The sequence below is a fragment of the Tenacibaculum bernardetii genome, assembly GCF_029125915.1.
In the GTDB taxonomy this organism is placed as follows: Bacteria; Bacteroidota; Bacteroidia; order Flavobacteriales; family Flavobacteriaceae; genus Polaribacter; species Polaribacter bernardetii.
Genome location: NZ_JAQJCU010000001.1, coordinates 1 through 25,072, shown reverse-complemented (window position 1 = coordinate 25,072; position 25,072 = coordinate 1). Strand labels below are relative to the sequence as shown.

Genomic DNA, 25,072 nt, shown 5'->3' with positions numbered 1-25,072 from the left:
AACTTGTTTATTTTAAAAAAAAGTTTAATTTAAACTAGTTTGAACCTCCTTGTACTGAACAGGAGTATAGCTTGTATGTTTTTTAAATACAGTGTAAAATGTTGATTTAGAATTGAATCCAGATTCTAGACCAATAGAAGTTATAGTATACTTGGCATAATCGGTATCTAATAAAAGTAATTTAGCCTGATTAATTCTCTTTTCATTTAGATAGTCAGTAAAAGATTTACCAGCAATGTTGTTGATAATTAAAGAAAGTGTGCTTGAGCTTAATTTGGTGTCTTTAGACAAGTTTTGTAAGGTATATTTTGATACCAAATATTTCTTTTTCTTGTCAATAAAAGTATCTATTTCTATAAATTGCTCCTTGTGTTTCTCTGAAGATACTTCTTCTGATTTTAATTTAAAATCTTCAGTAACATCATTATTTAAATTAATTAATAATGATTTTCTTATGTGTTTACGTTCTTTTAATATTCTTATTTGCTTAAATCCTTGGTAACCTAACCAGTAAATAAGTACTGTAGTGTAAGCTCTAAGCGGATAATATGAAAATATAAAACCGGTAAAATTCATATTTACTTTAATAATTAAAGCAAGTATCCATAACATATAACCTACAGCCGTAAGTTGAAAAAATGTATGTATCCACTTTAAATTATCAAAAGATAGTATTTTGGTAAAAAATTTTTCTTTTTTATAAAGAATAAAAAAGGAGTATATAAAAATACCTAAAGAGGTAAATAAGCTAAACATCTCTTCGAAAGATGTATAGCGTTCATATATGTAGTTTAACTTTTCTTGAGAAGGAGAATTACTGTAATTGAAAACAAAAGTAATTTGTGCCGCTATTATCACAAAAAATAAAGGAATCATTACCTTTAAGATATTGTATGATTTTTTAGATAAGCTTAAATAGTTTATTAGAAACATGTACAAAAATGGCATTGCTAAAAAATGCCAAGGTATCTGTAGGTAATCTAATGAGAATTTATGTTGAAATAGTTTTAATTCTAAAGCCCAAGACTGAATGTTATTTAAGGATATGGTAAGTATCAATAAATTTAAGTAAAGCATACTTTTTTCTCTTCCGTTTTTTGAACAGAAAAGTATAATACTAAAAGCAAAACCATGCAAAGCACTAATAAGTAAAAAGAAATTAAATAGGGTGGAGGTATCCAAAAGCAATGTTTTAAATCAAATATACAAAAAAGAATTATTGATTTATAAAAGCAATGTTCTGAACCACATTTAAACCAGCAGTTTCTGTACGAAGACGGTTTTTTCCTAGTGAAATAGGAGTGAACTTAGCCGTTAAAGCTTGCGCTATTTCTTTTGTTGAAAAATCACCTTCCGGTCCAATTAAAATAGTGTATTCAGCACTTTTAGTAGCAGCATCTTTTAAGAAGTTCTCATCTTTTTTTTCTTCGCAATGTGCTATGAATAATTGTGTTGTAAAATCTTGTTTGATAAACGTTGATAATTTTACAGGGTCGTTAAGTTTTGGTAAGGTAAATTGTAAAGATTGTTTCATGGCAGATTGTACAATTTTAGATAATCGCTCAATCTTAATTACTTTTCTCTCCGAATTATCACAAATAATTGGGGTAATTTCATCAATACCAATTTCGGTAGCTTTTTCTAAAAACCATTCTAACCGGTCATTGTTCTTAGTTGGTGCAATAGCTACGTGTAAATAATAATCCCTGTTATTAGGTTTTTCTTCTTTTTTTATTACCGTTGCAAGGCATTTTTTATCACTTGCAATTGCTATTTCTACTGAAAACAAAAAACCATTACCGTTTGTAATGTGTAATATATCACCTTCTTTTTTTCTTAAAACACGCACAATATGCCTGCTCTCTTCTTTGTCAAACCTAATCTGTTTGGTGTCTGGAGTGATATTGGGATTAAAAAATAACTGCATTATAAATTTAATTTATAAGTTCTTCGTCGTTTGTGTGTAGTCGGATTAAAGTCTTTCCATATTTGATGGATAGCGGTATTGTCTTCTAATTCCGGAGTTCTAATACAATTTACGATTCCTTTTTTAGAAAAAGTATCACAATATTGTTTAAAAATAATAGCAAAAACACCTTTGTTTTGATATTCAGGCGCTACACCTATTAAATAAAAGGTAACGTCTTTTGAATTTTTTCTAGCGTTTAATAAATGAAAAAGTCCGAAAGGAAAAAGGCTACCGTTTGCTTTTTGTAAAGCTACAGAGAAAGAAGGCATTACAATAGCAAAAGCAACGAGTTTATGATCTTTATCTACCACAAACTTTATGTATTCTGGATTGATAAAACTGATGTATTTTTCTTTAAAGTGTGTTACTTGAGCATCGGAAATAGGTACATAAGTGGATAATTTTGAGTAGGCTTTGCTAAACAATTCAAACATTTCATCAACATAAGGCATAATAGCCTTGGTCGATGTAAAATCTAACGGTTTTAAACCGTACCTTCTCTGAATGATGTTACTTGCTTTTCCGTACTTTACGCCATCTACATTTTTAAAAAGAAATTTATTTTCTAAATATTCTTTTTCCTTCTTTAGTCCTAGCTGCTCAAAATGTTTCGAATAATAAGGGTGGTTGTACCAAGTAATCATGGTGCCAATATGATCAAAACCTTCAACAAGTACTCCGGTTTTATCTAAGTTGTTAAAGCCAACAGGCCCTTCCATATATTCGAGGTTGTGCGCTCTTCCTATTTCTTTAACTTTATCGAGTAAAGCTTCTGTAACTTTTACATCATCAATAACATCAAACCAACCGAATCGTATTTTTTTAATGTGTTGTTTTTCGACTTCGTACGTGTTTATAATAGCAACAACTCTTCCTACAATTTTATCATCTCTTAAAGCTATTAAAAAATTAGCTTTTGCGTTTTCAAAAACAGGATTTTTGTTTGAGTCGAAATTGTCAATTTCATCACTTATAATAGGAGGAACCCAGTTTTTATTATTCTTATAAAGAGAAAAAGGAAATTTAACAAATTGTTTCATTTCCTTTTTTGATGTTATTTCTTTAATTTTAATCATACAGCAAATGTAAAATTTTTAATTGTCCTTATTCTGCTCTTTTTCTTCTTCCTTCTTTATGTCTTCTTCTAATTTTTTTATTTCCTTCTCAAGCTTTAAACGTTCTTCTTCTTTACGTTTGGCTTCTTTTATAGCCTCTTTTTCGAGTTTAAGTCGCTCTTTTTCTTTGTTTTTGGCTTCCTTCTCTTCAAGTTTTTTTATTTCTTTCTCGAGCTTTAAACGTTCTTTTTCTTTATTTTTAACAGCTTTTTCAGCATCTTTTTTAGCTTTTTTAGCTGCTTTCTTTTCTGCTTTTGTTGTTTTTTTCTTCTGTTTTATATCTTCTTTAACAATAACATCAACTAACGATTTAGAGCGTTCTCTTCTTGGTTTGTCAATAGTTATTTCCTCTTCTTTTTCGCCTTCTTTTATCGTTATAGTTTGTTTGTCTTTCTTTTTAAATAGTCCTTTTATGTTATCAAACAAGCGGCCAAAGAAACCTTTATTTTGAGTGTATTTAGTAGTTTTTTGTGCTTCAATTTTATTACCAAACTCATCTACCTCAAGGAATTTGTCTTTGTGTCTGTTTAATCTGTACGAAACTCCAATACTTGTTGTAATACCTATTTCGTCTTGATTAAAGTTACTTCTAACAGCTGCATTAAATTGCATGTTTTCACTAAAAAGATAGGCAGCACCAACACCAATATTATTTTTACGTTCGTAGGTTTCAAAAATATCTTGCCATTCCGCAAATCCAGACCAATAATCATTAAAATTATAAGTACCCGTAACAATATATGACAGTTCGCTAAAATCGGTTCCTATATTATCATAGTAAATATTTGTTACCACATTTAATTTACTAGAAAATTCATTTTGAAGTAATAATCCAACCTTCGGACTAATACCTCCTTCTTTATGTGGTTCATTTAAGAGACTTCCAAAATTTAATCCAGCATAAATACCGATATGCGGAACCCATCTTTTGTAATCAAAAGAATGTCTTGCTCTCCAACTTCTAATTTCTTTTTTCTTGTCGTTGTATTTTGGTGCGTATATTAAATATTTAGCACCTAATGTTAAGTTTCCTAATCCTACCTTGTTGTAAGAGGATTCGAATAGGTTTTTAAAAGCTATTTTATCTCTTTGAATACTCGTGTTTAAGTTGAATTCTAATTTTTCAGAAAAAAAACTAGTTCTAAATAATAAATTCAAACCAAAAGCTTCTGGATTGCTAAAAGTAGGTGTTGCGTTTATTTTTCTAAAAAACAAATTAGTTTCAAACTGATATACACCAGAACCTACACTGTACGGACTTTCAGAAAACCCCGGACGGTTGGAGTTTATAACCGTTGTGTATTGGGCATTTACAACCAAAGTTGACAAAAAAGCAATAAACAAAAGAAGTTTCTTAATCATGTTGTAAATTCAATTAATACAATTAGTACAAACATACATAAAATACAAATTACTATATAATATAAGTTTTGTAAAGTCTTAACGCTTCGTTTTGCTTCAAATTGTTATTTTTGATTAATTTTTTATTAAAAGTTAAGATGACACATATAAATGAAGCTGGACCTATGAATTTTTTAAGAACTATATTAATAATTATACTTGTTTATTACGTGCTAAAATTTTTGGTGAAGTTATTTGCTCCTTATTTATTAAAAAAAGCGGTAGATAAAGTTCAGAAAAAAGCAGCGCAACAATATAATAATCAACAAGAAAGCACTGTTGATGAAGGAAAAACTGTTGTAGATAAAAAACCACAAGATTCAAAACAAAGCAATAATTCTGTAGGAGAATATGTTGATTTTGAAGAAATAGATTAAGCATGAATTATAAAAAAATGATTCCGTATGCGATAACAATTGTTGTTTTTGCAATTATATCGCTGCTATATTTTAATCCGGTTTTAAGCGGAAAACAAATAAAACAGAGCGACATTACCCAATTTATAGGAATGTCGAAAGAGGTAAAAGACTATAGAATTGCCAATGGCGAAGAACCTTATTGGCTAGGAAATGCTTTTAGCGGTATGCCTGCATATCAGGTTAGTGCGTATTATCCGAATGATTTCGTGCGTTATATTGATAAAGCAATTCGTTTTTTACCACGTCCTGCAGATTATTTATTTTTATATTTCTTAGGATTTTTCTTGTTGCTAACAGCCCTAAAAGTAGATTGGAAACTTGCCATTTTAGGGAGTTTGTCTTTCGGATTTTCAACATATTTAATAATTATTTTCGGAGCAGGACACAATGCAAAAGCACATGCAATTGGGTATATGCCAATGGTAATAGCCGGAGTTTTATATATTTTTAGAAAACGATATTTAGTCGGGTTTGTAATTACAGCTTTGGCAATGGCTTTGGAGGTATATACAAACCACCCGCAGATGACTTATTATTTAGGTTTTTGTTTGTTGATATTGGCAATTGTAGAATTTATAGAAGCTTTTAAAACCAAAACATTACCAGTATTCGCAAAACAAGCAGCGGTATTATTGGTGGCAATGTTTATCGGTTTGGGCGTAAATTCTACCCGATTATTATCAATGAAAGAATACGGTGATTTTAGTACGCGAGGAAAATCGGAATTAACAATTACTTCTGACGGATCACCAAAAGAAAAATCTACAGGATTAGATAAATCGTACATTACCGAATATAGTTACGGAATTGCAGAAACTTTTAACTTAATAATTCCTCGTTTTATGGGCGGAGGAACGGTTGAAAAATTAGGAGAAGATTCTAGTTTTTATCAAGTCTTAGAACAAAACGCAGGTAAAAGTGTCGCCAAAGATTATTCAAGTCAGGTGTTAACCTATTGGGGAACACAACCAATTGTTGAAGCGCCCGCATATATTGGTGCTATTTTATTTTTCTTATTCTTTTTAGGAGTTTTCTTAGTAAAAGGACGTTTAAGAAATTGGTTAGTAGCCGCTACTATTTTTTCAATCATGTTAAGTTGGGGAAAGAATTTCTCAGTAATCACAAACTTTTTTATTGATTATGTGCCGTTATATAATAAGTTTAGAGCGGTTTCATCTATTCAGGTAATTGCAGAATTGTGTGTGCCGTTATTAGGAATGATCGCTTTAAGAGATTTCTTTTCATCAAAACCTACATCCGAAGAAAAAGAAGAAGCGCTAAAAAAGGCATTTTATGTTTTAGGAGGAATTACTTTAGGTTTTGCGGTATTCGGATCTAGTTTATTTGCTTTTGAAGGATTAAGAGATAGCCAATATCAAGAATTACCAACTTTAATAGATGCCTTAATTTCAGATAGAAAAACAATGTTATTTAATGACAGTGTTCGCTCATTTTTATTGATTTTAGCAGCAGCAGCTTTGTTGTGGTTTTATCTAAAAGGGAAACTGAAAGAAGTGCCGCTTTTAATTATTTTAGGGAGTTTAATTGTTTTCGATTTAGTATCGGTGGATATTAAATACGTAAATAAAGAAGATTTTACATCAGCAAGAAAGGTGTTAAAACCATTTACACCAACCCAAGCTGATAAAGATATTTTAAAAGATAAAAGTTATTACCGTGTTGCTAATTTTAGTGGAAACCCAATGCAAGATGGTAGAACATCGTATTTTCATAATTCGATTGGTGGTTATCATGCTGCTAAAATGAAACGTTATCAAGAGTTGTTTGATTATCAAATAGCAAAAAATAACATCAATGTATTAAATATGTTGAATACAAAATACGTTATTGTTGGTGATGATAAATTTCAGGAAAATACCGATGCAAACGGAAATGCGTGGTTTGTTAATTCTTTAAAAATAGTTAATTCAGCAAATGAAGAGATACTTGCTTTAGATAGTTTAAATACTAAAACATCAGCTGTAATTAATGGACGAGAATTAAAAAGAAGTCCACAAGGATATATGGATTATAATAATCTATTCAAAAAAGATTCAACAGCTACAATTACATTAATTAAAAATGATGTAACAACCTTAGTTTATAAAACAGCTACGCAAGAAAATCAGTTTGCCGTATTTTCAGAAATCTATTATAAAGATGGTTGGAAAGCTTATTTAGATGGCGTTAAAACTGAACATTATCAAGTTAATTATGTACTTAGAGGTATGAATATACCAAAAGGAAAACACGAAATTGTATTTAAATACGAACCAACCGTAATACGAACCGGAAATATAATTACATTATGTTGTTATGCGTTATTATTGCTAATTCCGATTGGCTGGTTTGTAATTCGTAAGAAAAAGCAAAAATAAATTTAGAATTCAATTTTTTTAAATAAAAATTAATGAAAACATATTATCCTCAAAAGAGATATAACCACACGATAAAATTTTTAGAGAAGGTGTTACCTGCACCAGCAACTATTTTAGATTTAGGAACTAGAAATAGGTTTACAGAAATTATGGAAAATCATGGTTATACCGTGATTAATACCAAAGGTGAGGATTTAGATTTTATTACTGATGTTGTAAAAGAGCACGAAGTAGATGCAGTAACATCGTTTGAAATTTTCGAACACATGTTGGCACCTTTAAATATTTTAAAGGAAATAAAAGCAACAAAATTAATTACCACTGTTCCGTTGAAATTATGGTTCGCAAATGCCTACAGAAGTAAAACGGATGTTTGGGATAGACATTATCATGAGTTTGAAGATTGGCAATTTGATTGGTTATTAGACAAATCGGACTGGAATATTGTTGAGTCAGAAAAATGGACAAGCCCTGTTAATAAAATAGGTTTCAGACCTATATTAAGGAAATTTATTCCGAGATATTATGCGGTTTACGCAGAAAGAAAGTAGTTGTAAATGAGAATAGGAATGATATTGGATAAGGTTTTTCCGCCAGATCCTCGTGTAGAGAATGAAGCAATTGAGTTGATAAAAAACGGACATGAAGTGTTCTTGTTTTGTTTGACTTATGGAGGGGAACAGCAGGAAGAAACGATCAACCAAATTAATGTTAAGCGATACCAATCTAATAAGTTGGAGTATAAACTATCCGCTTTAGCGTACACCGTTCCTTTTTATTCATTATTGATGAAAAAGAAGATTGCTGATTTTTTGTTTCAAAATAAGATTGAAGCGATACATATTCATGATATCCGAATCGCTGATTCAGTTTTTTTAACTAATAAAAAACAGCAATTACCTGTCGTTTTAGATTTGCATGATAATATGCCTGAGGTGATGAAGTTTTATCCGCACTTGCAGAAATTTCCAGGAAAATATATCATTTCTCCAAAAAAATGGCAGCAAAAAGAAGAAGCATTTATTAAAAAGGCTGATAAAGTAATTACTGTTTCTCAAGAGTTCGTTAATGAAGTAGTTCTTAGAACTAAAATTGCTAGAAATAAAGTAATTTTAGTACCAAATACCATTCGTAAATCTTTTTACAATGCCTTTGAGCTGAATACCGCCATCATCAAAAAGTATAAAGAAAATTTTGTAATTCTTTATCTGGGAGATACGCATGTTCGTAGAGGTTTACTAACGGCAATAAAAGCTGTTGTAAAATTAAAAGAACAAATACCGACTGTTAAATTGGTAATTGTAGGTAAGAATACCACCGATTATATTTTAAAAGCAGAAGTTGAAAAGTTGAAAGTATCGAGTTTTGTTGATTTTGAAGGTTGGCAAAACGTATCGTTATTTCCGTCTTATATAAAAGCAAGCGATATTTGTATTTCACCTTTACGACGTAATATTCAACATGATGTAGCTTATGCAAATAAGTTGTTTCAATATATGAGTTTAGCAAAACCTTTATTGGTAAGTAACGCGATTGCTCAGAAAAATTTAATTGAAAAAATTAACGGAGGTTTGGTGCATGAAGCACAAAATGTAGCAGATTTTGAGGATAAAGTTTTAACATTATATAACAATCCTACTTTAAGAGAAGAATTGGGTAAAAACGGAGAAAATTTTGTTAAAAATGAATTTACTTGGGATAAAACTTCAGAAGGTTTAATCGATTTATACAATAATTTATAATTTGAAAGTACTAATTATTACATATTATTGGATTCCGGCAGGTGGTTCTGGTGTGCAGCGTTGGTTAAAATTTGTAAAATATTTACGCGATTTTAATATAGAACCTGTAGTATATACGGTTGATGAAGCTAAGTATCCTATTATAGACGAATCTTTAGCAAATGACGTTCCTAAAGATATTGAAGTAATAAAAAAAGGTATTTGGGAACCAAATGATCTTTTATCAATCTTTAAAAAGAAAGAAACCAAAACAAGTGCTGGTTTTTTAAATCCGAATCCGACTTTTTTCGGAAAAATACTACAATACGTTAGAGCTAATTATTTTATTCCGGATGCACGAAAATATTGGGTAAAACCATCTGTAAAATACCTCGAAAAATACTTGACAGAAAATAAGATTGATGCAATTATTACCACAGGTCCGCCACATAGTTTGCATTTAATCGGATTGCATTTAAAGAAAAAAACAAATGTAAAGTGGATCGCAGATTTTCGAGATCCCTGGACGGATATTGATTATTTTCATCAATTGCCATTAACTAAAAAAGCGATAAAAAAACACCATCAACTAGAAAAAGAAGTCCTTAAAAATGCCGATGCAAGTTTGGTGGTTGGTAAAACAATGAAGGCTAATTATGAGGTGTTTTCAGATAACATACACGTGGTAACAAATGGGTATGATGTTGATGAAAACACCAATAATCAAACTGTTTTAGATTCGAAATTTTCCATTACACATATCGGGTTGATGAATGCAGATAGAAATCCGAAAACGTTATGGAAAGCATTGGCCGAATTATCCGAAGAAAATACCGACTTTAAAAACGATTTAGAAATAAAACTGATCGGAAAGTTATCTGATGATGTTGTAGCAGATTTAAAAAAATACGACTTTAAAAATGTAACACGCATAAATTATGTGCCTCATAAAGAAGTACAACAGTATCAGCGAGCTTCACAGGTTTTATTATTAGCGGTAAATAAAGTGCCAAGCGCTAAAGGAATTATAACAGGAAAGATTTTTGAATATTTACAAGCAAAACGTCCTATCTTAGCAATTGGTCCGGAAGATGGTGATTTAGCGGAGATTTTAGCAAAAACAAACGCAGGTAGTATAGTTGATTTTAATGAGAAAGAGCAATTAAAAAAGACAGTTAGTGATTTGTATAAAAAATACCAACAAAACTCGTTAGAAGTTTCATCTGTAAATATCGAGCAATACCATCGCAAAGAACTAACCAAACAACTATCAGTAATACTTAAACAAGTAATAAATTCTTGAAGAAAATAGTTACCATATTAGGCGCTCGTCCTCAGTTTGTAAAAGGAGCTGTGTTAAGCCGAGTGATACAAAAATATAATGAGGTTGAAGAGATAATTGTGCATACTGGTCAGCATTTTGATGCCAATATGAGTGCAGTTTTTTTTGATGAAATGAAAATACCAAAGCCAAAGTATAATTTAAATATTAACGGTTTAAGTCACGGTGCCATGACAGGGCAGATGCTAGAAAAAATTGAGAAAATTTTAATAGCAGAAAAACCGGATGTAGTTGTGGTGTATGGTGATACTAATTCTACACTTGCAGGAGCTTTAGCTGCTAAGAAATTACATGTAAAAGTGGTGCATATTGAGGCTGGTTTACGTTCTTTTAATATGCAAATGCCTGAAGAAGTGAATCGTATCGTAACAGATAGGATTGCTGATTTATTAAGTTGTCCTACACAAGTTGCTATGGATAATTTAGAAAAAGAAGGTTTTAATAATTTAGATATTAAGATAGAACAGCATGGGGACATTATGAAAGATGCTGTTGAATTTTACGGACAGTTTTCTGAAGAGAAATCCACTATTATAAGCGATTTAGGTCTATTAGAAAATGAATTTGTTTTGGCGACAATTCACCGTCAGGAAAATACCGATTTTAAAGAGAAATTAACTGAAGTTTTTTCTGCTTTAGAAACAATAAACACAACAAAAAAAGTAGTATTGCCATTACACCCTCGCACTAAAAAAATGTTAGCTGAGTATAATTTACAGCCTAATATTACTTTTATAGATCCTGTTGGTTATTTTGATATGTTAGAATTGTTAAAAAAATGTAGTTTGGTGGTTACCGATAGTGGAGGACTCCAAAAAGAAGCGTTTTTTAATAAAAAGCACTGCATTATAGCGAGAGAGGAAACCGAATGGACAGAACTGGTAACATATAAGTATGCTACAATTACAGGAACACATCCGAAGAAAATAACCAATGCTTTCAACGAGTTTTTAAATTCAGAAAAAACATTTAAAGAAGCGTTATATGGTAAGAATGTAGGGGAGAAAATATATAAAGCTATAGTAGCATTAATTCAAGAATAAATTGGGAATCGTATTAAGACAGTCGCTAAAAAACACCATTATAATTTACTTAGGTTTTCTAATAGGAGGTATTAACACCATATATCTATATGCTCGTTTTTTAAAAGATGAATATTATGGTTTAGCAATGTATGTATTTGCTGCTTCAAATTTATTAATGCCTGTAATTGCTTTAGGTATTCAGTTTACAATTATCAAATTCTTTGTAGCCTACAAAACTAAAAAAGAAAAAGATAGTTTTTTAAGCTCGGTTTTATTTTTACCGCTTTTAATAGCATTGCCCGTTGGTTTTGGTTGGGACTTTTTTCATGATTTAATTATGGGATATGTTGCAAAAAGTAATGTTGAAGGGAACTTAATTATTGAGAATTATACTGTTTATATTTATATTATTGCAGTAGCTTGTGCTTATTTTGAAGTTTTTTATTCTTGGGCAAAAGTGCAAATGCAGTCGGTTTTTGGTAATGTTTTAAAAGAACTTTACAATAGAGCTGCGATTATGATATTGCTATTTGCAGTAAGTTTTGAGCTGATTACCAAGCAAGAGTTTTTGTATTATATGACAGTTGCCTACGTGGCGAGAACTATATTTATGATGTTGTATGCACTTAAACTATATACACCTAAGTTAACACTATCGTTACCGTTTAATTTTAAAGAGGTTCTTAGGTATACTTTTTATATTGTTTTAGCGGGTAGTGCAGGTGCGTTTGTATTGGATATAGACAAAGTAATGATTCCTGGTAAAGACGGCTTGGCAACAGCTGCTTATTATGGTGTTGCATTATTTATTGGTACTTTTATTGAAGCACCGAGTAGGGCAATGGGGCAAATATTACAACCGCTTACTTCTAAATCTATTAATGAGAATAATGATAAAGAAACAAAGAGTTTGTATGAAAAAAGCTCTATAAATTTATTATTAGTTGGTGGGCTGTTCTTTATATTGGTAAACTGCAATGTAGATGAATTGTTTAAAATAATGCCAAATAAAAATTATGCAGGTGGCGGATTGGTGGTTTTACTAATATCTACGGCTAAATTATTTTTAATGTCTTTAGGTAATAACGGAGCGATAATTCAAAACTCTAAATTTTATAAAATTACCATGCCTGTAGGAGTAGGAATGGCATTTATGGTGTATTATTTAAATATTTTCTTTTATAACGATATAGGTATGGGTACCGAAGGTTTGGCTTTAGCTACATTGTTAACCGTATTATTCTTTAATACGTTTAAGCTTTGGTTTGTTAATCGCAAATTAAAAATGTTTCCGTACACAAAGAAAACTCTTAAAATGCTATTAATAATAGCCGTATTGTTTTTCGGATTTTATTATTGGAATTTCTCGATACCTCAATTCTCTATTAAAAACACACCGATTGATCCGATAATAAATATTATCTTAAAAAGTGTTTTAATAGTAGTGGTTTATGTAGTTGTGGTAATAAAACTAACAGTCTCAGAGCAAATGAATAATTTAGCTAATCGGTATATTAAATAATTAGTTTTTTTGTAAATAATATTTTCAAGGAGAGATAACAGCGATGTGGACGTTATTTAAGTAAACTTTTTTTAATTCGACTTAACTGTACAGGCGATACATTAAGATAAGAGGCAATATAGCGTTGTGCGATTAAATTATCGATGGTAGGTATTCTTTCCTTTAAAATTAAATATCTTTCAGTAGCAGAATGTGTAGAGATATCTATAATTACGTTCTCAGCTTTTAAGTAAGAATTTTCCATTGCCTTTATATAAAACAGGCTAAAATCATGATTTTTTAAGGTAAGCTCTTTTAATTTCAGAAAACAACCTTTATAACCAGTAACTTTAGTTAAAGCTTGGTAGTTTAAATCATAAGGAATGTTTTTTATTAAAGAGGCTAAGCTTCCTGTAAAATTAGGAGGTGTAAAAAAGAATTTTGTTACCTGTTTTCCGTCTTCAGTTTCTAAAAAAGATCTAATTAAGCCAGATTTTAAGATGAAAAAACTAGTAGTGTGTTCGTTTGTTTTAGCAAAGTATTCAAAAGGTTCGAGCTCACAATACGTAAGTCCTTCCGAAAAATCTGAAATAACATTTTTAGGTAGGTCGATGTACTGAGAAAGAGTTTTTTCAATATCGTTATTCATAAAAAGCGTAATTAACAAGTTGTATCTCAAATAGAGATACTTAAATTTAAGGAAAAATAACGACAAAAAAAAATAAACGCATAAAATCAAACTTACACAAGGGGGGTAAGTTTGATTATTTTTTAAAGTTCATATTGGGGGGAACTTTTATTAATGTAACTTGTTAATTACATTACAAATGTATAATGTTTTCTCTTTGTGTGCATTAACATATGTTTATAATGTTATAAATGATGGTTTTTTCTTATTCTACTTAACTGTACTGGTGTAATATTTAAAAAAGAAGCAATATGATATTGGTTAATTAAGTTGTCAATGCCAGGGTGGCTTTTTCTTAACTTTTCATAGCGTTCTGTAGCACTTAGCATCGATAATTCTAATACTTTAGCTTCTTCTCTTAGATAAACACTTTCTAAAACCTTATAATGAAATATAGCTACATCATGATTTTTTTTTGATAAATCATAAAAAGATTCATAATGGCACTCTATAACTTCACAATCTGTAAGACATTCGTAAATTAAACCTGAAGGCTTTTTCTGTATCAATGCACCTAAATTCCCCGAAGTTACAATAGGTGTAAAAATTGTCTTTGTATGTTCCTTGCCTTTTTCATCGACTATGTAAGACCTCATGATGCCTTTTTTTAGAATATAAAAATTAACAGGCACCTGACCAAGTTTTACTATCTTATGGTTTTTTAAGAGTGTTTTGTTTTCAATTATGTTATAAAACTCTAAAAAAGAGCTTTCAGAAACATTATGGACGCTGTAAACAAAATTTCTTAAAAATTCCATGATAAAAGTACTGTATTTGGGTTCTATCCAAAGCTACATTTTTTATCAAAGCAAAAGAAATTTATTTTTAATTTCTTTATGAGGTACAAGTAATAAAGTTAGGTTATAAAACAATATCGACTTAGTATTCTATACTCGTTTTTTCTAAAAGGCTAATAGCATTAGGGCCTTCCATAAAAAGTAAGTCTAATATAGATAAGTTGGGAATAAAACCATGTTTATCATCAAACATCTGAATGTAAGACTCCATCTTTACTTCAATCCCTTTTTTAGCAATTGCTAAAGCTCTATAATCTGTAATAGTCGGACTTACCTCGTAGTTTTCGGATGTAGCAAAAGAAGTGTCTATTTGCAAAGCATCCGCAATAAACAAATGAGTATCTATATTTACATCGTGCAGGTATTTGTAATCTCTAGTAAATATTTTAACAATATCATCTTCATAAAACTCAAAGAAAGGTGAAGAACGATAAGCCGATTGCAGCGATTTTAAATGCTGCTGCTGCCATGGTGAATCGTTTTCGACTAAAGTGTCTTTTGTTTTTTTTCGGCTTGTTTTAAGCAGGTGTTTTACTGGAACGTTTAAGCTTAGCTTGCCGTTAGCACCAAAAATATAGCACCTGTTTCGGTAGGTTTGTTTTTGATAATTATCATCAAGCTCAAAAACAACCGAATCAGATGTACTGATTGCTGCGTATTGTGAAATAGGCGCAAAATATGTGGGAATAAAAAGTGACATTACGCTTTCTTTTTACCTTTTCTGTAACTATAAAAGCTATAACCTGCAATTAAAACAAGTACGAGCCATAAATAAGAAGTAGGTTTTCCGCTACCGCCAACAGTGGTAAACATTCTGTCCCAACGAATAGATTTTACTTTTGCTCCAAAATCTAAGATTGAAATACTTGGGTCCCAACTTAACCAAATCATAACAGGTCTTCCAACCACATGGTCAAACGGGACATATCCCCAGTTTCTAGCATCTAAAGAACGCTGACGGTTGTCACCCATCATCCAGTAATAATCTTGTTTAAACGTGTAGTTTTTAGCTTTTTTACCGTTGATGTATATGTCGTTACCAAAAATAGTTAAATCGTTATTTTCATATCTTCGGATGATTTGCTCGTAAAACGGAATGGTACTTTCATTTAAAGCAACTGTAGCTCCCTTTTTAGGAATATAAAGCGGTCCGAAATTGTCTGAAGACCAAGCGTATTTTGGATTGTGAGGAAAAACAGTAGGATCGTATGTGCCTTTCGGACTTAAATTTTTCTCGATACTTTTTACCAGTGGGTTTTTCTTTAAAGAGGCAGCTTCATCATCAGTAAGGTTTAAATAGTAAACGCCATCGTTAGACATTTTACCTTCTCTGTTCTTGTTGTATTCTCTTATAACAGTTTGTGATAATTCTTTTCCGTCTGTATCAATTTTAAAGTACCATTGTGGTTTTGCTCTGTCTGGTAATACCGTTTTCTTTCCGTTTATAAATACATAGCCATCACGAACCTCTAAGGTGTCACCAGCAATACCAGTGGCTCTTTTTACGTAATTGGTTCTTTTATCAATAGGCTTGTAAGTTGCTTTTCCTGATCTATCTCCCCACATTAGAGCTAATGTATCTGCCGGCCAGCTAAAAACAACTATATCGTTGCGTTTGATGTTCTGAAAACCTGGCAAACGCATGTAGGGTAGAGACAATTTGTTTAAAATTCCTTCTTTGTTTTTATCATCAGAAATAAAAGATTTACTTCCTAAAATAGGTAATGTATCGTGTGCCATAGGTGCAGCTATAGTTGTGCTAGGTATGCGGGCACCATAATGAAATTTACTTACAAATAAATAATCACCTACTAATAAGGTTTTTTCTAAAGATGAAGTAGGAATTGTATAGGGTTGCATAACGTAGGTGTGCACTAAAGTAGCTGCTATAATAGCAAAAGCAATAGAACTAACCCATTCACCTAAAGCAGAGCGTGGTTGTAAACTTCTATTCGCTATATAAGGTGTTTCGGTAGCGTAGTTGATATAAAAAATATAAAAACCTAAAGTGAAAATCGATAAAAGAGTGTCTTTTTTTTCATTAAAACCAAAACTTCTACACGTTTCTACCCAAATAATAGGAAACATTAATAGGTTTACGATGGGAATAAATAATAATAGTACCCACCATTTTGGGCGATTTATAATTTGCATTAAAACCACAGCATTGTAAACAGGTATTGCAGCTTCCCAAGCTTTTCTTCCTGCTTTAACGTATAATTTCCAAGTTCCTAAAAAATGGATAACCTGAATTATTAAGAAGCATAAAAACCATTCGGTAAATGTCATAATATGTATATTTTGTGTTCCTAAAAGGAATGAAATTTAATGTTATTAGTGAGTTTTTTTTATTTTTTGTTACGCAATTAACCTAAGTTTAACACATCTCGCATGGTGTAAACACCTGTTTTATGAACAAGCCATTCGGCAGCTATAACCGCACCTAAAGCAAAACCGTGTCTGTTATGCGCAGTATGTTTAATAGCAATAGTGTCAATGTCTGATTGGTAGCTTACGGTATGCGTTCCTGGTACATCTGGAGTTCTAACAGCGGTAATAGGGATGTTTTTTTCGGATGTTTTAGTAGCTAATTCCCAGTTTTCTTTAGAGGAGTTTGCTACGATTCCGTCAGCCAAGGTAATAGCGGTTCCGCTAGGTGCATCTAATTTTTTTGTATGATGAATTTCTTCAATAGATACATTGTAGGTATTTAAAGTATCCATCATTTTAGCCAATTGTTTGTTTAGTTCAAAAAAAATAGTAACCCCTAAACTAAAATTAGATGCATAAATAAAAGCACCTTTTTTCTCGTTACATAAAGCGGTAATCGATTCGTATTTATCAAGCCAACCTGTGGTTCCTGAAATTACGGGGATGTTATTTTGTATACAATTACTGATATTATTGTAAGCCGAATCAGGTACGCTAAAATCAATAGCGATATCAGCTTTTGTAATATCATACGTGTCTTTTCCTGAGCTTTTAATAACTATTTCATGGCCTCTTTGTAAAGCAATTTTTTCAATTTCTTTACCCATTCTACCATAACCAAGTAAGGCTATTTTCATTTAAAAAGAGTATTTTAATGTTAATCCTACTTTAGGAGCTTCTATAAAAAGCGGATCTGGATATACCATCGGTTTTAAAGATAAACTGTCGTCAGTGTCAAACTGTAATAAATGTGCATTTACACTAGCCTCTACAATTTGCAAAACATATATTAATACACCTGTTAAAAGTGATAAATCTCTATTTTTTCTAAGTACTTTCTGAGCATTTTCAAGTCCGTCATTAGAAATTATAGTGTTTCCGTTCTCGTCGGTAAATTCATCTTTTAACCCTTGTTTTCGAAGTTTAAAAGCAGTTCTATAGCGATCGTATTCGTTACTATTATCTAAATAATAATAAGCACTTGTTCCTATTGCCGCCCAAACGATTGGTGCTTTCCAATATTTTTTATTATAAATTTGTCCTGCTCCAGGAAAAATAGCTGAATAAAAAGCTGCTTTAGATGGAGATAGCGGATTGTATTTATCACTACCTAATTGTAGTTGTTTAGCGCGTATAGCGGTAGAATCTTTTTGAGCAAATAAGAGTTGACTCAAAAAAAAACTAAAAAGAACAAATATGAGTGTGCGAATATTCAAGTTACTTTAATAGTTTTTTAATACGATTAAAGTCTTCTTCTGAGGTAAAAGGAATCGAAATTTTCCCTTTTCCCTTATTATTTACACTAACAGCTACCTTGTTGCCAAAATAATTACTCATGTCTTTTACGCTTTCAGTAATAAAAGTAGGGACTGTTTTCTTTTTTGCGATTTTAGCTACAATACCCGATTTTAAACTTTTTACCAATTCTTCGGTTTGACGAACAGAAAGTTTATCTCTAACGATTTTTTCATAAACCGTTAATTGATTTTCGGTATTAAAAATACTAATCAACGCACGGCCATGTCCCATAGATATAAAACCGTCTCGCATACCTGTTTGAATAATTGGGTCTAGTTTTAATAAGCGTAAGTAATTGGTAACGGTAGATCTTTTTTTACCTACCCGAACACTTAATTCTTCTTGGGTTAACTGAATTTCATCAATTAAACGCTGGTAAGAAAGTGCTACTTCAATAGGATCTAAGTTTTTACGCTGAATATTTTCAACCAATGCCATTTCTAGCATTTCTTGATCGTTCGCTAAACGAATATAAGCGGGTACTGTTTTATTGCCTATTAATTTAGAGGCTCTAAAACGACGTTCACCAGAAACTAATTGAAACTTGTTATTGGCTAACTTTCGTACGGTAATAGGTTGTATAACACCTAATTGTTCTATAGAATTCGCCAACTCACGTAAAGCTTCTTCATCAAAATAGGTTCTAGGCTGAAAAGGATTCATTTCTATTGAATCTAATCCAATTTCAATGATATTTCCTACTAATTTATCCGCGTTTTTATCATCAGCAGAATTTACTTCAGCAGTTTCAGTTAATAAAGCTGATAAACCTCTTCCTAAAGCTCTTTTTTTAGTTGCTTTTGCCATGCTACAGTACTTATGCGTTTTTAGTTAAAATTTCGTTCGCCAAATTTAAGTAATTTACAGCACCTTTACTGGTTGCATCGTATGAAATTATACTTTCACCATAACTAGGCGCTTCACTTAAACGAATATTTCGGTGAACAATTGTATCAAAAACCATTGAGCTAAAGTGTTTTTTAACTTCTTCTACAACTTGGTTAGAAAGTCGTAAACGAGAATCAAACATGGTTAATAATAATCCTTCAATATCTAAATCTGGATTGTGAATTTTTTGAACACTTTTAATCGTATTTAATAATTTACCCAAGCCTTCTAAGGCAAAATATTCACATTGAATAGGTATGATAACAGCGTCGGCAGCTACTAAAGAGTTTAATGTAATTAACCCTAAAGAAGGAGCGCAGTCTATTAATATATAGTCGTAGTCGTCTTTTATATCTACCAATGCTTTTTTAAGCATGTATTCTCTTTCTTGCTTGTCTACCAATTCTATTTCAATAGCAACAAGATCTATATGAGCAGGAATTAAATCTACATTAGGAGAACTCGTTTTTACAATAGTTTCTTTAGCTGATATGGTGTGTTCTAAAACTTGGTAGGTTCCAAACTCAATACTTTCAACATCTAAACCTAAGCCAGAAGTGGCGTTAGCTTGTGGGTCGGCATCTATTAATAATACCTTTTTTTCTAAAACACCTAATGATGAGGCTAAATTGATAGAGGTAGTAGTTTTACCTACACCACCTTTTTGATTTGCAATTGCGATTATTTTACCCATTGTGATTTATAAAAAGTTTGAAAGAGGTAAATTTACAATTATTTATCATTTTTAAAAGCGAAAGATGTTAACAAAACTCATTATTTAATTAATGTAATTTACTATTTGTAAAACAATATTAATTTTTAGGTTGTTAAACCCTGTGAATAAACGTTTTTCAAACCCTGCTTTAATCATATTCCTGCTTTAGTTTTGCTTCAATTCTTTGTAATACTAGTTAAAAGAATTTCTATACTTAAATAAATATAGAGTTAGTTAGAAGATATCGCGTAAACTGAAAAGCGAAAGAGTAGGTAAAAATTAAAATAATTTATTATGAAAAAGTATTTTTTAGTATTGCTGCTAAGTATTGTTGCTATAGCATGCCAAGATGAACAAGGACAAGATATTATAGAGAAAGAAAAAGTTTTAGCAACTAAAAATAATGAGTCTAAGATGTTGCGGTTTAAAACGGTTAAAGAACTTAGATTTTTTATCAATGATCGACTAGAATCGGACTCGGACTTATTAGAAGAAGCAAAAGAAATGAGTAGTTCAGGTAGGTATAATCCTTTATTATTGGTTTATAATTTAGAGTCAGAGGAAGCAGAAAGGTTAGGTATAAATGAAAAAGAAGTAGCTAATGTTAGCTCGGATGATAATATGTTATTGTTTTTGTTAAATGAAGATGGAGAAATAGCAATCCAAGGAAAGATTTTTAGAATTGATGGTGAGTTTGTATATACTTATACCGAAGGTTCTAGTAGCATTATAGCTGATTTTTTAAAAGAGTATAATTCAGGAAATATTAAACTTGAAAAAGGAAAAAGAATGGATTATACGAAAGAATTAAATGTTTATGCTCATACAAATACTAATAAAAACATCAAAGAAGAATTAGAGGCAAGAGGGGTTACAGTTCATGGGTATTTTGATAGTAATCATAGAATGAGAGCTAGGCAGTTTAATGGTTTTTGGGGGTTTTATAGTTCTATTGGCGCGAATACATTGGTGCAAGAGAAAAAGAAATTCTTATGGTGGTCTTGGTGGAAAACAGTAAAAACAGATAATAGATTAGAATATAATATGGCTTTTAGGTCAAATGTAACCCCTGGTTATCCTGGTTATCCATCGTCAATTAATGTAGCTAAATCAGGACATAAATATTGTAATTGTAATCAAGCACAAGCAGTTTACAGTTGGTCTGTAGGTTTTCCTTGGGCGCCAGAAATTTATACACCTTTAGAAGGAGAGTCTAAGCATTGGGCACATTGGTATAGTTCTAATCCTAACACAGTGTCAATAACATTACAATATTAAGTATTAAAAAAATATTTAATAATACTGTAAAATAAGAAAAGCCACGTATTCAAATATGTGGCTTTTTTTTATTTTAAGTGCTTTACGCGTTTAACATCACAGGCATTACTAACATCGTAACTTGTTCACCTTCGTCAGTTCCGTCAATTGGCGTTAAAATTCCAGCGCGATTTGGTAAAGACATTTCTATTAATACATCGTTTGCATTTAAGTTGTTTAACATCTCGCTTAAAAAACGTGAGTTAAAACCAATTTGCATGTCATCTCCTTGATAATCACAGTGTAATCGTTCGTCTGCTTTGTTTGAATAGTCTAAATCTTCGGCAGAGATATTTAATTCCGTTCCAGCCATTTTTAAACGAATCTGATGTGTTGTTTTGCTAGAGAAAATAGAAACACGACGAACAGAGTTTAAGAAAGAAGCTCTATCTACTGTTAATTTATTCGGATTCTCTTTAGGGATTACCGCTTCGTAATTAGGGTATTTCCCGTCGATTAAACGACAAACTAACACCACATTGTCAAAAGTGAATTTAGCGTTTGTATCGTTGTATTCTATTGTAACATTATTATCCGACCCGCTTAAAATCCCTTTTAATAAATTTAAAGGTTTTTTAGGCATAATGAATTCTGCAGATTTATCAGCAGTAACATCGGTACGCGTATATTTAACTAGTTTGTGAGCATCGGTAGCAACGAAAGTTAATTCTTTCGAGTTGAACTGAAAAAATACACCACTCATTACTGGTCGTAAATCATCATTTCCTGCAGCAAATATTGTTTTTGAAATTGCCGTGGCTAAAATGTTAGACGGAATATCAGTACTGCTAGGAGAAGGTAATTCAACAGCTTTAGGAAATTCTTCACCGCTAAAATAAGCCATGTCGTATTTACCTTGCTCAGAAATAATTTCTATAGTACTATCACTTTCTGCTTTAAAAGTAAGTGGTTGCTCTGGGAAGGTTTTTAAAGTGTCTAATAATAAACGTGCATTAATAGCTATAGATCCGGTATCAGTACTTTCTACTTCAATAACCGATGTCATTGTTGTTTCAAGATCTGATGCTGAGATTTGAAGTTCGTTGTTAGCTAGTTCGAACAAAAAATTGTCTAAAATAGGTAATGTGTTATTGCTGTTTATAACCCCTCCTAAAACTTGTAATTGTTTTAATAACTGCGAGCTAGATACGATAAATTTCATTTAGTATAGTTTCTGTATATTAGATGTACAAATATATCTTAATTTGATGGTTTTAAAAATTATTTTTTTAACCATCAAAAAAGTTAATTAAACTGGTAGTTAAAAAGTAGGGTTCCGTAAAAATTACCCTTTGGTACGCGTACGCTTTTTAGCTTTTTTGTATGGTAATTTATAGCATAGCCAAAATTAAAACGATTGGCAGTAAAACGAATCCCTATTTCAGCTGTAAACTTAAAAGGTTCAATATCGTAGGTAATCGGACTGCTGTCATTTAAAAAACTACCTTCAATTGTTGCGTCATAGGCAACATAGCTAAACATAGGTTTTATATATAAAAAAGACTCAATTTCGTTGTTGAAATTGGTGTTTTCATTGTTTAGGTTTGCATTGAAAGCAATGGAGTTTATAATTTTCTGAAGTGGTTTTAGTCCGATACGTCCATAAAATCCTGTTGAGAAATCAGTATAAACGGTTCCGATTCTGATATTGTTAACCCAGTTAACATCAAGGTAGTTGTTGTTTGCTAGTTTTTTTATGTAGGTTATTTTTAAGTTCACTGCGAGAGCATCAGAAATCTGATCTTCCCACCCAATCGCCTTTTTAAAACCATATATTTCGTGAATAAAATCTTGCATCGGTTTGCTAAGCGCAGACGGACCAAGTGCACCAAGCTGTAATGTTGTTTTTAGAATAGTTTCATTTTTATAAAAACGATGTATACCAAAACTACCAAATAAATAACCTGCAAATGGGCGATCGTGATCACTGCTTTGCTCAACAGTAGCTTTAAATGGCGTATACATATGATGGCCAATTTGAATCTCGAAAATTTTTTTTTCAAGTTTTTCAGTTGTATTGTTGCTTAAATAGCGATACGAAAAAAACATACCATTGGTATAATACCTATCTTGATTAGGAGAGATATATAAATCATTATCGTTTAAAAAACTGAATTCTTTGGCGTATTTTCGTTGTGAGAAAAGGCTGATAGATGACAAGAGAATAAAAAAAAAGATTTTTTGTTTCATAGCAGCTAATATCGTCTTATTTTAGCAATGTTAGGGTTAAATTAGTAGCAATTCAACGTATTTTTTACATGGGAAAGAAAGCAAAACTTACAATTGATGATTTTGAAAGTGTTTCAACAAACGATCAATTGTTGTCTTTAATTAAAGAGAAAGGAGTTTCTGTTGATAAGGTTAAAGAGAAAATAGCATACGAGAAGGAGTTGAAAAAACTTCAGATAGAATTAGTGAAATTACAGCAGTGGATAGCTAAAAATAACAAACGAGTTGCGGTGATTTTCGAAGGGAGGGATGCTGCTGGAAAAGGCGGAAATATACGTCGTTTTATGGAGCATTTAAATCCGCGTTCTATGCGTTTGGTAGCTTTGAATAAACCAACGGTTGTCGAAAAAGGGCAGTGGTATTTTCAGCGATATATTAAAGAATTACCAGATCCAGGTGAGATTGTTTTTTTTGATCGTAGCTGGTATAATCGTGCTGTGGTAGAGCCTGTAATGGGGTTTTGTACAAAGGTAGAGTACGATAAGTTTTTAGTACAGGTGCCTGAGTTTGAACATATGTTGTATGAAGATGGTGTGGTAATTATTAAGTTTTGGTTGTCGATATCTAAAGACGAGCAAATGCGCAGATTTGATGCGCGTAATGATGATCCTTTAAAAAGATGGAAATTTAGTCCTGTTGATAAAAAAGGACAAGAATTGTGGAGCGATTATAGTTTCTATAAAGAAGAGATGTTTAGTAAAACACATACTTCTTACAGTCCTTGGATAGTGGTGAAAACAAATGATAAAAAGAAAGCGAGAATTGAGTGTATGCGTCATGTGTTGTCACAGTTTGATTATCAAGAAAGAGAAGATGTTAAAATGTCAACAAATCCAGATCCTAATATCGTAATGCGTTATTATCGCTCAGTAAATCACTTAGATTAATATGGAAAAGTTAACACAAAAAGATGTAAATAAACTAAATACTACCAAAGGGCTTAAAGCACTTTTGTCGAAGCCTTTTAATATAGAAAGGGCGGTTAGATATGTAGATTATGAGCGTAAATTAAAAAAATTACAGGTAGAGTTAATTCGTTTGCAAAAATGGGGGATTAATAATAATGAACGTATTATTGTTATTTTTGAAGGTAGAGATGCTGCGGGTAAAGGTGGTGCAATACGTAGAATTACAGAAAGAATAAATCCGCGTCATATGCGTATTGTGGCATTACCAAAGCCCAATGAAGATGAAAAAACGCAATGGTATTTTCAACGGTATGTACGAAAATTTCCAAAGGCAGGTGAAATTGTTTTCTTTGATCGTAGTTGGTATAATCGAGCAGTGGTAGAGCCTGTAAACGGATTTTGTACGCAAGAAGAATATCAGGTTTTTATGAATCAGGTAAATGATTTTGAAAGAATGATTTTAGAATCTGGAATCCGATTGGTGAAAATATATATGTCTATCAATAAAAAAGAACAGGCAAAACGTTTTAAGGATATTATTAATAACCCATTAAAGCAATGGAAAATAACACCGGTAGATAAAAGAGCGCAGGAGCTTTGGGATGATTATACTGAGTATAAACGAGCAATGTTTTCCAAAACAAATACGTCAATATCTCCTTGGAAAGTGATTAGAGCAAACAGAAAAACGTTAGCGCGTATTGATGTTATAAACCATATTTTAAAAAGTATTCCTTACGATAAAAATACAGTAGTGTAAATTACTGTATTTTAAAATTTGCAATCTTTGGATGTTGTTATGTTTCACGTCATGCTGAAGCTATTTCGGCATTGCATCAATTTAGGAAGGCACGAATACTATTTTTATAAATAGGTTTCCGAAACTACATCGGAGTTTATGTGTATGGTATCATTCTACGTCATGCTGAA

At 31.4% G+C, this 25,072-nt stretch carries 24 protein-coding genes; 10 read left to right on the top strand and 14 right to left on the bottom strand.

Annotated features, from left to right (window positions below):
- Window positions 1-24: 24 nt before the first annotated feature.
- From P2G10_RS00120 to P2G10_RS00105, 4 genes are read right to left on the bottom strand one after another with little or no spacing between them, the layout of a single operon-like run.
- A complete protein-coding gene (locus P2G10_RS00120) occupies window positions 25-1,182 on the bottom strand; it encodes a helix-turn-helix domain-containing protein (protein WP_275314653.1) in 1,158 nt (385 codons plus the stop codon).
- A 34-nt stretch (window positions 1,183-1,216) separates the two neighbouring features.
- The gene (locus tag P2G10_RS00115; RefSeq protein ID WP_275314651.1) at window positions 1,217-1,927 is read right to left on the bottom strand and encodes a 16S rRNA (uracil(1498)-N(3))-methyltransferase; all 711 of its coding nucleotides are present in this window, start codon (window positions 1,925-1,927) and stop codon (window positions 1,217-1,219) included.
- Window positions 1,927-3,045 (bottom strand): GTP cyclohydrolase, encoded by a 1,119-nt coding sequence (locus tag P2G10_RS00110; RefSeq protein WP_275314649.1) that lies wholly within the window; start codon window positions 3,043-3,045, stop codon window positions 1,927-1,929. Before P2G10_RS00110 ends, P2G10_RS00115 begins: the two co-directional genes overlap by 1 nt.
- 18 nt (window positions 3,046-3,063) lie before the next feature.
- Window positions 3,064-4,446, bottom strand: a complete 1,383-nt coding sequence (locus P2G10_RS00105; RefSeq protein ID WP_275314648.1) for a transporter — start codon at window positions 4,444-4,446, stop codon at window positions 3,064-3,066.
- A gap of 137 nt (window positions 4,447-4,583) precedes the next feature.
- Here P2G10_RS00105 and P2G10_RS00100 point away from each other — a divergent pair, with 137 nt between their 5' ends.
- Genes P2G10_RS00100 through P2G10_RS00070 form a run of 7 tightly spaced genes read left to right on the top strand, consistent with a single transcriptional unit; the run spans window position 4,584 to window position 12,892 of the window.
- Entirely contained in the window at window positions 4,584-4,862 is a 279-nt protein-coding gene (locus P2G10_RS00100) for a DUF4834 family protein (protein ID WP_275314646.1), read from the top strand.
- A 2-nt stretch (window positions 4,863-4,864) separates the two neighbouring features.
- Window positions 4,865-7,282 carry a YfhO family protein gene (locus P2G10_RS00095; RefSeq protein ID WP_275314644.1) on the top strand — a complete coding sequence of 806 codons (2,418 nt, stop codon included), beginning with the start codon at window positions 4,865-4,867 and terminating at the stop codon, window positions 7,280-7,282.
- A 32-nt stretch (window positions 7,283-7,314) separates the two neighbouring features.
- Window positions 7,315-7,833: a methyltransferase domain-containing protein gene (locus P2G10_RS00090; RefSeq protein WP_275314643.1), complete on the top strand. Its 519-nt coding sequence runs from the start codon at window positions 7,315-7,317 to the stop codon at window positions 7,831-7,833.
- 6 nt (window positions 7,834-7,839) lie between these two features.
- Window positions 7,840-9,024, top strand: a complete 1,185-nt coding sequence (locus P2G10_RS00085) for a glycosyltransferase family 4 protein (protein ID WP_275314641.1) — start codon at window positions 7,840-7,842, stop codon at window positions 9,022-9,024.
- Window position 9,025: 1 nt separating this feature from the next.
- The gene (locus P2G10_RS00080; RefSeq protein WP_275314639.1) at window positions 9,026-10,306 is read left to right on the top strand and encodes a glycosyltransferase family 4 protein; all 1,281 of its coding nucleotides are present in this window, start codon (window positions 9,026-9,028) and stop codon (window positions 10,304-10,306) included.
- Window positions 10,303-11,388 (top strand): non-hydrolyzing UDP-N-acetylglucosamine 2-epimerase, encoded by a 1,086-nt coding sequence (wecB, locus tag P2G10_RS00075; RefSeq protein ID WP_275314637.1) that lies wholly within the window; start codon window positions 10,303-10,305, stop codon window positions 11,386-11,388. Before P2G10_RS00080 ends, wecB begins: the two co-directional genes overlap by 4 nt.
- A gap of 1 nt (window position 11,389) precedes the next feature.
- Complete coding sequence (locus P2G10_RS00070; RefSeq protein WP_275314636.1) at window positions 11,390-12,892, top strand: lipopolysaccharide biosynthesis protein; 1,503 nt, start codon at window positions 11,390-11,392, stop codon at window positions 12,890-12,892.
- 52 nt (window positions 12,893-12,944) lie between these two features.
- Here the strand turns inward: P2G10_RS00070 and P2G10_RS00065 are convergent, their stop codons facing one another.
- From P2G10_RS00065 to P2G10_RS00030, 8 genes are all read right to left on the bottom strand, one after another.
- Entirely contained in the window at window positions 12,945-13,520 is a 576-nt protein-coding gene (locus P2G10_RS00065) for a Crp/Fnr family transcriptional regulator (protein ID WP_275314634.1), read from the bottom strand.
- Between the two features lie 224 nt (window positions 13,521-13,744).
- Window positions 13,745-14,317, bottom strand: a complete 573-nt coding sequence (locus P2G10_RS00060) for a Crp/Fnr family transcriptional regulator (RefSeq protein ID WP_275314633.1) — start codon at window positions 14,315-14,317, stop codon at window positions 13,745-13,747.
- A 121-nt stretch (window positions 14,318-14,438) separates the two neighbouring features.
- Window positions 14,439-15,056 carry a WbqC family protein gene (locus P2G10_RS00055; RefSeq protein ID WP_275314632.1) on the bottom strand — a complete coding sequence of 206 codons (618 nt, stop codon included), beginning with the start codon at window positions 15,054-15,056 and terminating at the stop codon, window positions 14,439-14,441.
- On the bottom strand, window positions 15,056-16,645 hold the full coding sequence (gene lepB, locus P2G10_RS00050) for a signal peptidase I (RefSeq protein ID WP_275314631.1): 1,590 nt from the start codon (window positions 16,643-16,645) through the stop codon (window positions 15,056-15,058). Before lepB ends, P2G10_RS00055 begins: the two co-directional genes overlap by 1 nt.
- 77 nt (window positions 16,646-16,722) lie before the next feature.
- Entirely contained in the window at window positions 16,723-17,424 is a 702-nt protein-coding gene (gene dapB / locus P2G10_RS00045; protein WP_275314629.1) for a 4-hydroxy-tetrahydrodipicolinate reductase, read from the bottom strand.
- Window positions 17,425-17,961 (bottom strand): DUF5683 domain-containing protein, encoded by a 537-nt coding sequence (locus P2G10_RS00040; protein WP_275314628.1) that lies wholly within the window; start codon window positions 17,959-17,961, stop codon window positions 17,425-17,427.
- Window positions 17,962-18,004: 43 nt separating this feature from the next.
- Window positions 18,005-18,892 (bottom strand): ParB/RepB/Spo0J family partition protein, encoded by an 888-nt coding sequence (locus tag P2G10_RS00035; protein WP_275314625.1) that lies wholly within the window; start codon window positions 18,890-18,892, stop codon window positions 18,005-18,007.
- A gap of 10 nt (window positions 18,893-18,902) precedes the next feature.
- Window positions 18,903-19,667 carry a ParA family protein gene (locus tag P2G10_RS00030; RefSeq protein WP_275314624.1) on the bottom strand — a complete coding sequence of 255 codons (765 nt, stop codon included), beginning with the start codon at window positions 19,665-19,667 and terminating at the stop codon, window positions 18,903-18,905.
- Between the two features lie 315 nt (window positions 19,668-19,982).
- Between P2G10_RS00030 and P2G10_RS00025 the strand changes: the two genes are divergently transcribed.
- Window positions 19,983-20,966, top strand: coding sequence for a hypothetical protein (locus tag P2G10_RS00025; protein ID WP_275314622.1), 984 nt, complete (start codon window positions 19,983-19,985; stop codon window positions 20,964-20,966).
- An 82-nt stretch (window positions 20,967-21,048) separates the two neighbouring features.
- Here the strand turns inward: P2G10_RS00025 and dnaN are convergent, their stop codons facing one another.
- A complete protein-coding gene (dnaN, locus tag P2G10_RS00020; protein ID WP_218772917.1) occupies window positions 21,049-22,167 on the bottom strand; it encodes a DNA polymerase III subunit beta in 1,119 nt (372 codons plus the stop codon).
- Between the two features lie 83 nt (window positions 22,168-22,250).
- A complete protein-coding gene (locus tag P2G10_RS00015) occupies window positions 22,251-23,195 on the bottom strand; it encodes a lipid A deacylase LpxR family protein (protein WP_275314620.1) in 945 nt (314 codons plus the stop codon).
- 68 nt (window positions 23,196-23,263) lie between these two features.
- Here P2G10_RS00015 and ppk2 (P2G10_RS00010) point away from each other — a divergent pair, with 68 nt between their 5' ends.
- Together ppk2 (P2G10_RS00010) and ppk2 (P2G10_RS00005) are read left to right on the top strand one after the other, a co-directional pair.
- A complete protein-coding gene (gene ppk2 / locus P2G10_RS00010) occupies window positions 23,264-24,121 on the top strand; it encodes a polyphosphate kinase 2 (protein ID WP_218772915.1) in 858 nt (285 codons plus the stop codon).
- 1 nt (window position 24,122) lies between these two features.
- Window positions 24,123-24,902: a polyphosphate kinase 2 gene (gene ppk2, locus P2G10_RS00005; RefSeq protein ID WP_275314612.1), complete on the top strand. Its 780-nt coding sequence runs from the start codon at window positions 24,123-24,125 to the stop codon at window positions 24,900-24,902.
- The last annotated feature ends 170 nt before the right edge of the window (window positions 24,903-25,072 follow it).

Coding starts and splice junctions, on each gene's coding strand:
- ppk2 (WP_218772915.1), top strand. CDS start 23,264: ATGGGAAAGAAAGCAAAACTTACAATTGATGATTTTGAAAGTGTTTCA.
- P2G10_RS00110 (WP_275314649.1), bottom strand. CDS start 3,045: ATGATTAAAATTAAAGAAATAACATCAAAAAAGGAAATGAAACAATTT.
- P2G10_RS00100 (WP_275314646.1), top strand. CDS start 4,584: ATGACACATATAAATGAAGCTGGACCTATGAATTTTTTAAGAACTATA.
- P2G10_RS00090 (WP_275314643.1), top strand. CDS start 7,315: ATGAAAACATATTATCCTCAAAAGAGATATAACCACACGATAAAATTT.
- P2G10_RS00085 (WP_275314641.1), top strand. CDS start 7,840: ATGAGAATAGGAATGATATTGGATAAGGTTTTTCCGCCAGATCCTCGT.
- P2G10_RS00095 (WP_275314644.1), top strand. CDS start 4,865: ATGAATTATAAAAAAATGATTCCGTATGCGATAACAATTGTTGTTTTT.
- P2G10_RS00025 (WP_275314622.1), top strand. CDS start 19,983: ATGAAAAAGTATTTTTTAGTATTGCTGCTAAGTATTGTTGCTATAGCA.
- ppk2 (WP_275314612.1), top strand. CDS start 24,123: ATGGAAAAGTTAACACAAAAAGATGTAAATAAACTAAATACTACCAAA.
- P2G10_RS00055 (WP_275314632.1), bottom strand. CDS start 15,056: ATGTCACTTTTTATTCCCACATATTTTGCGCCTATTTCACAATACGCA.
- P2G10_RS00105 (WP_275314648.1), bottom strand. CDS start 4,446: ATGATTAAGAAACTTCTTTTGTTTATTGCTTTTTTGTCAACTTTGGTT.
- P2G10_RS00115 (WP_275314651.1), bottom strand. CDS start 1,927: ATGCAGTTATTTTTTAATCCCAATATCACTCCAGACACCAAACAGATT.
- P2G10_RS00065 (WP_275314634.1), bottom strand. CDS start 13,520: ATGAATAACGATATTGAAAAAACTCTTTCTCAGTACATCGACCTACCT.
- lepB (WP_275314631.1), bottom strand. CDS start 16,645: ATGACATTTACCGAATGGTTTTTATGCTTCTTAATAATTCAGGTTATC.
- P2G10_RS00060 (WP_275314633.1), bottom strand. CDS start 14,317: ATGGAATTTTTAAGAAATTTTGTTTACAGCGTCCATAATGTTTCTGAA.
- dapB (WP_275314629.1), bottom strand. CDS start 17,424: ATGAAAATAGCCTTACTTGGTTATGGTAGAATGGGTAAAGAAATTGAA.
- P2G10_RS00015 (WP_275314620.1), bottom strand. CDS start 23,195: ATGAAACAAAAAATCTTTTTTTTTATTCTCTTGTCATCTATCAGCCTT.
- P2G10_RS00030 (WP_275314624.1), bottom strand. CDS start 19,667: ATGGGTAAAATAATCGCAATTGCAAATCAAAAAGGTGGTGTAGGTAAA.
- P2G10_RS00035 (WP_275314625.1), bottom strand. CDS start 18,892: ATGGCAAAAGCAACTAAAAAAAGAGCTTTAGGAAGAGGTTTATCAGCT.
- dnaN (WP_218772917.1), bottom strand. CDS start 22,167: ATGAAATTTATCGTATCTAGCTCGCAGTTATTAAAACAATTACAAGTT.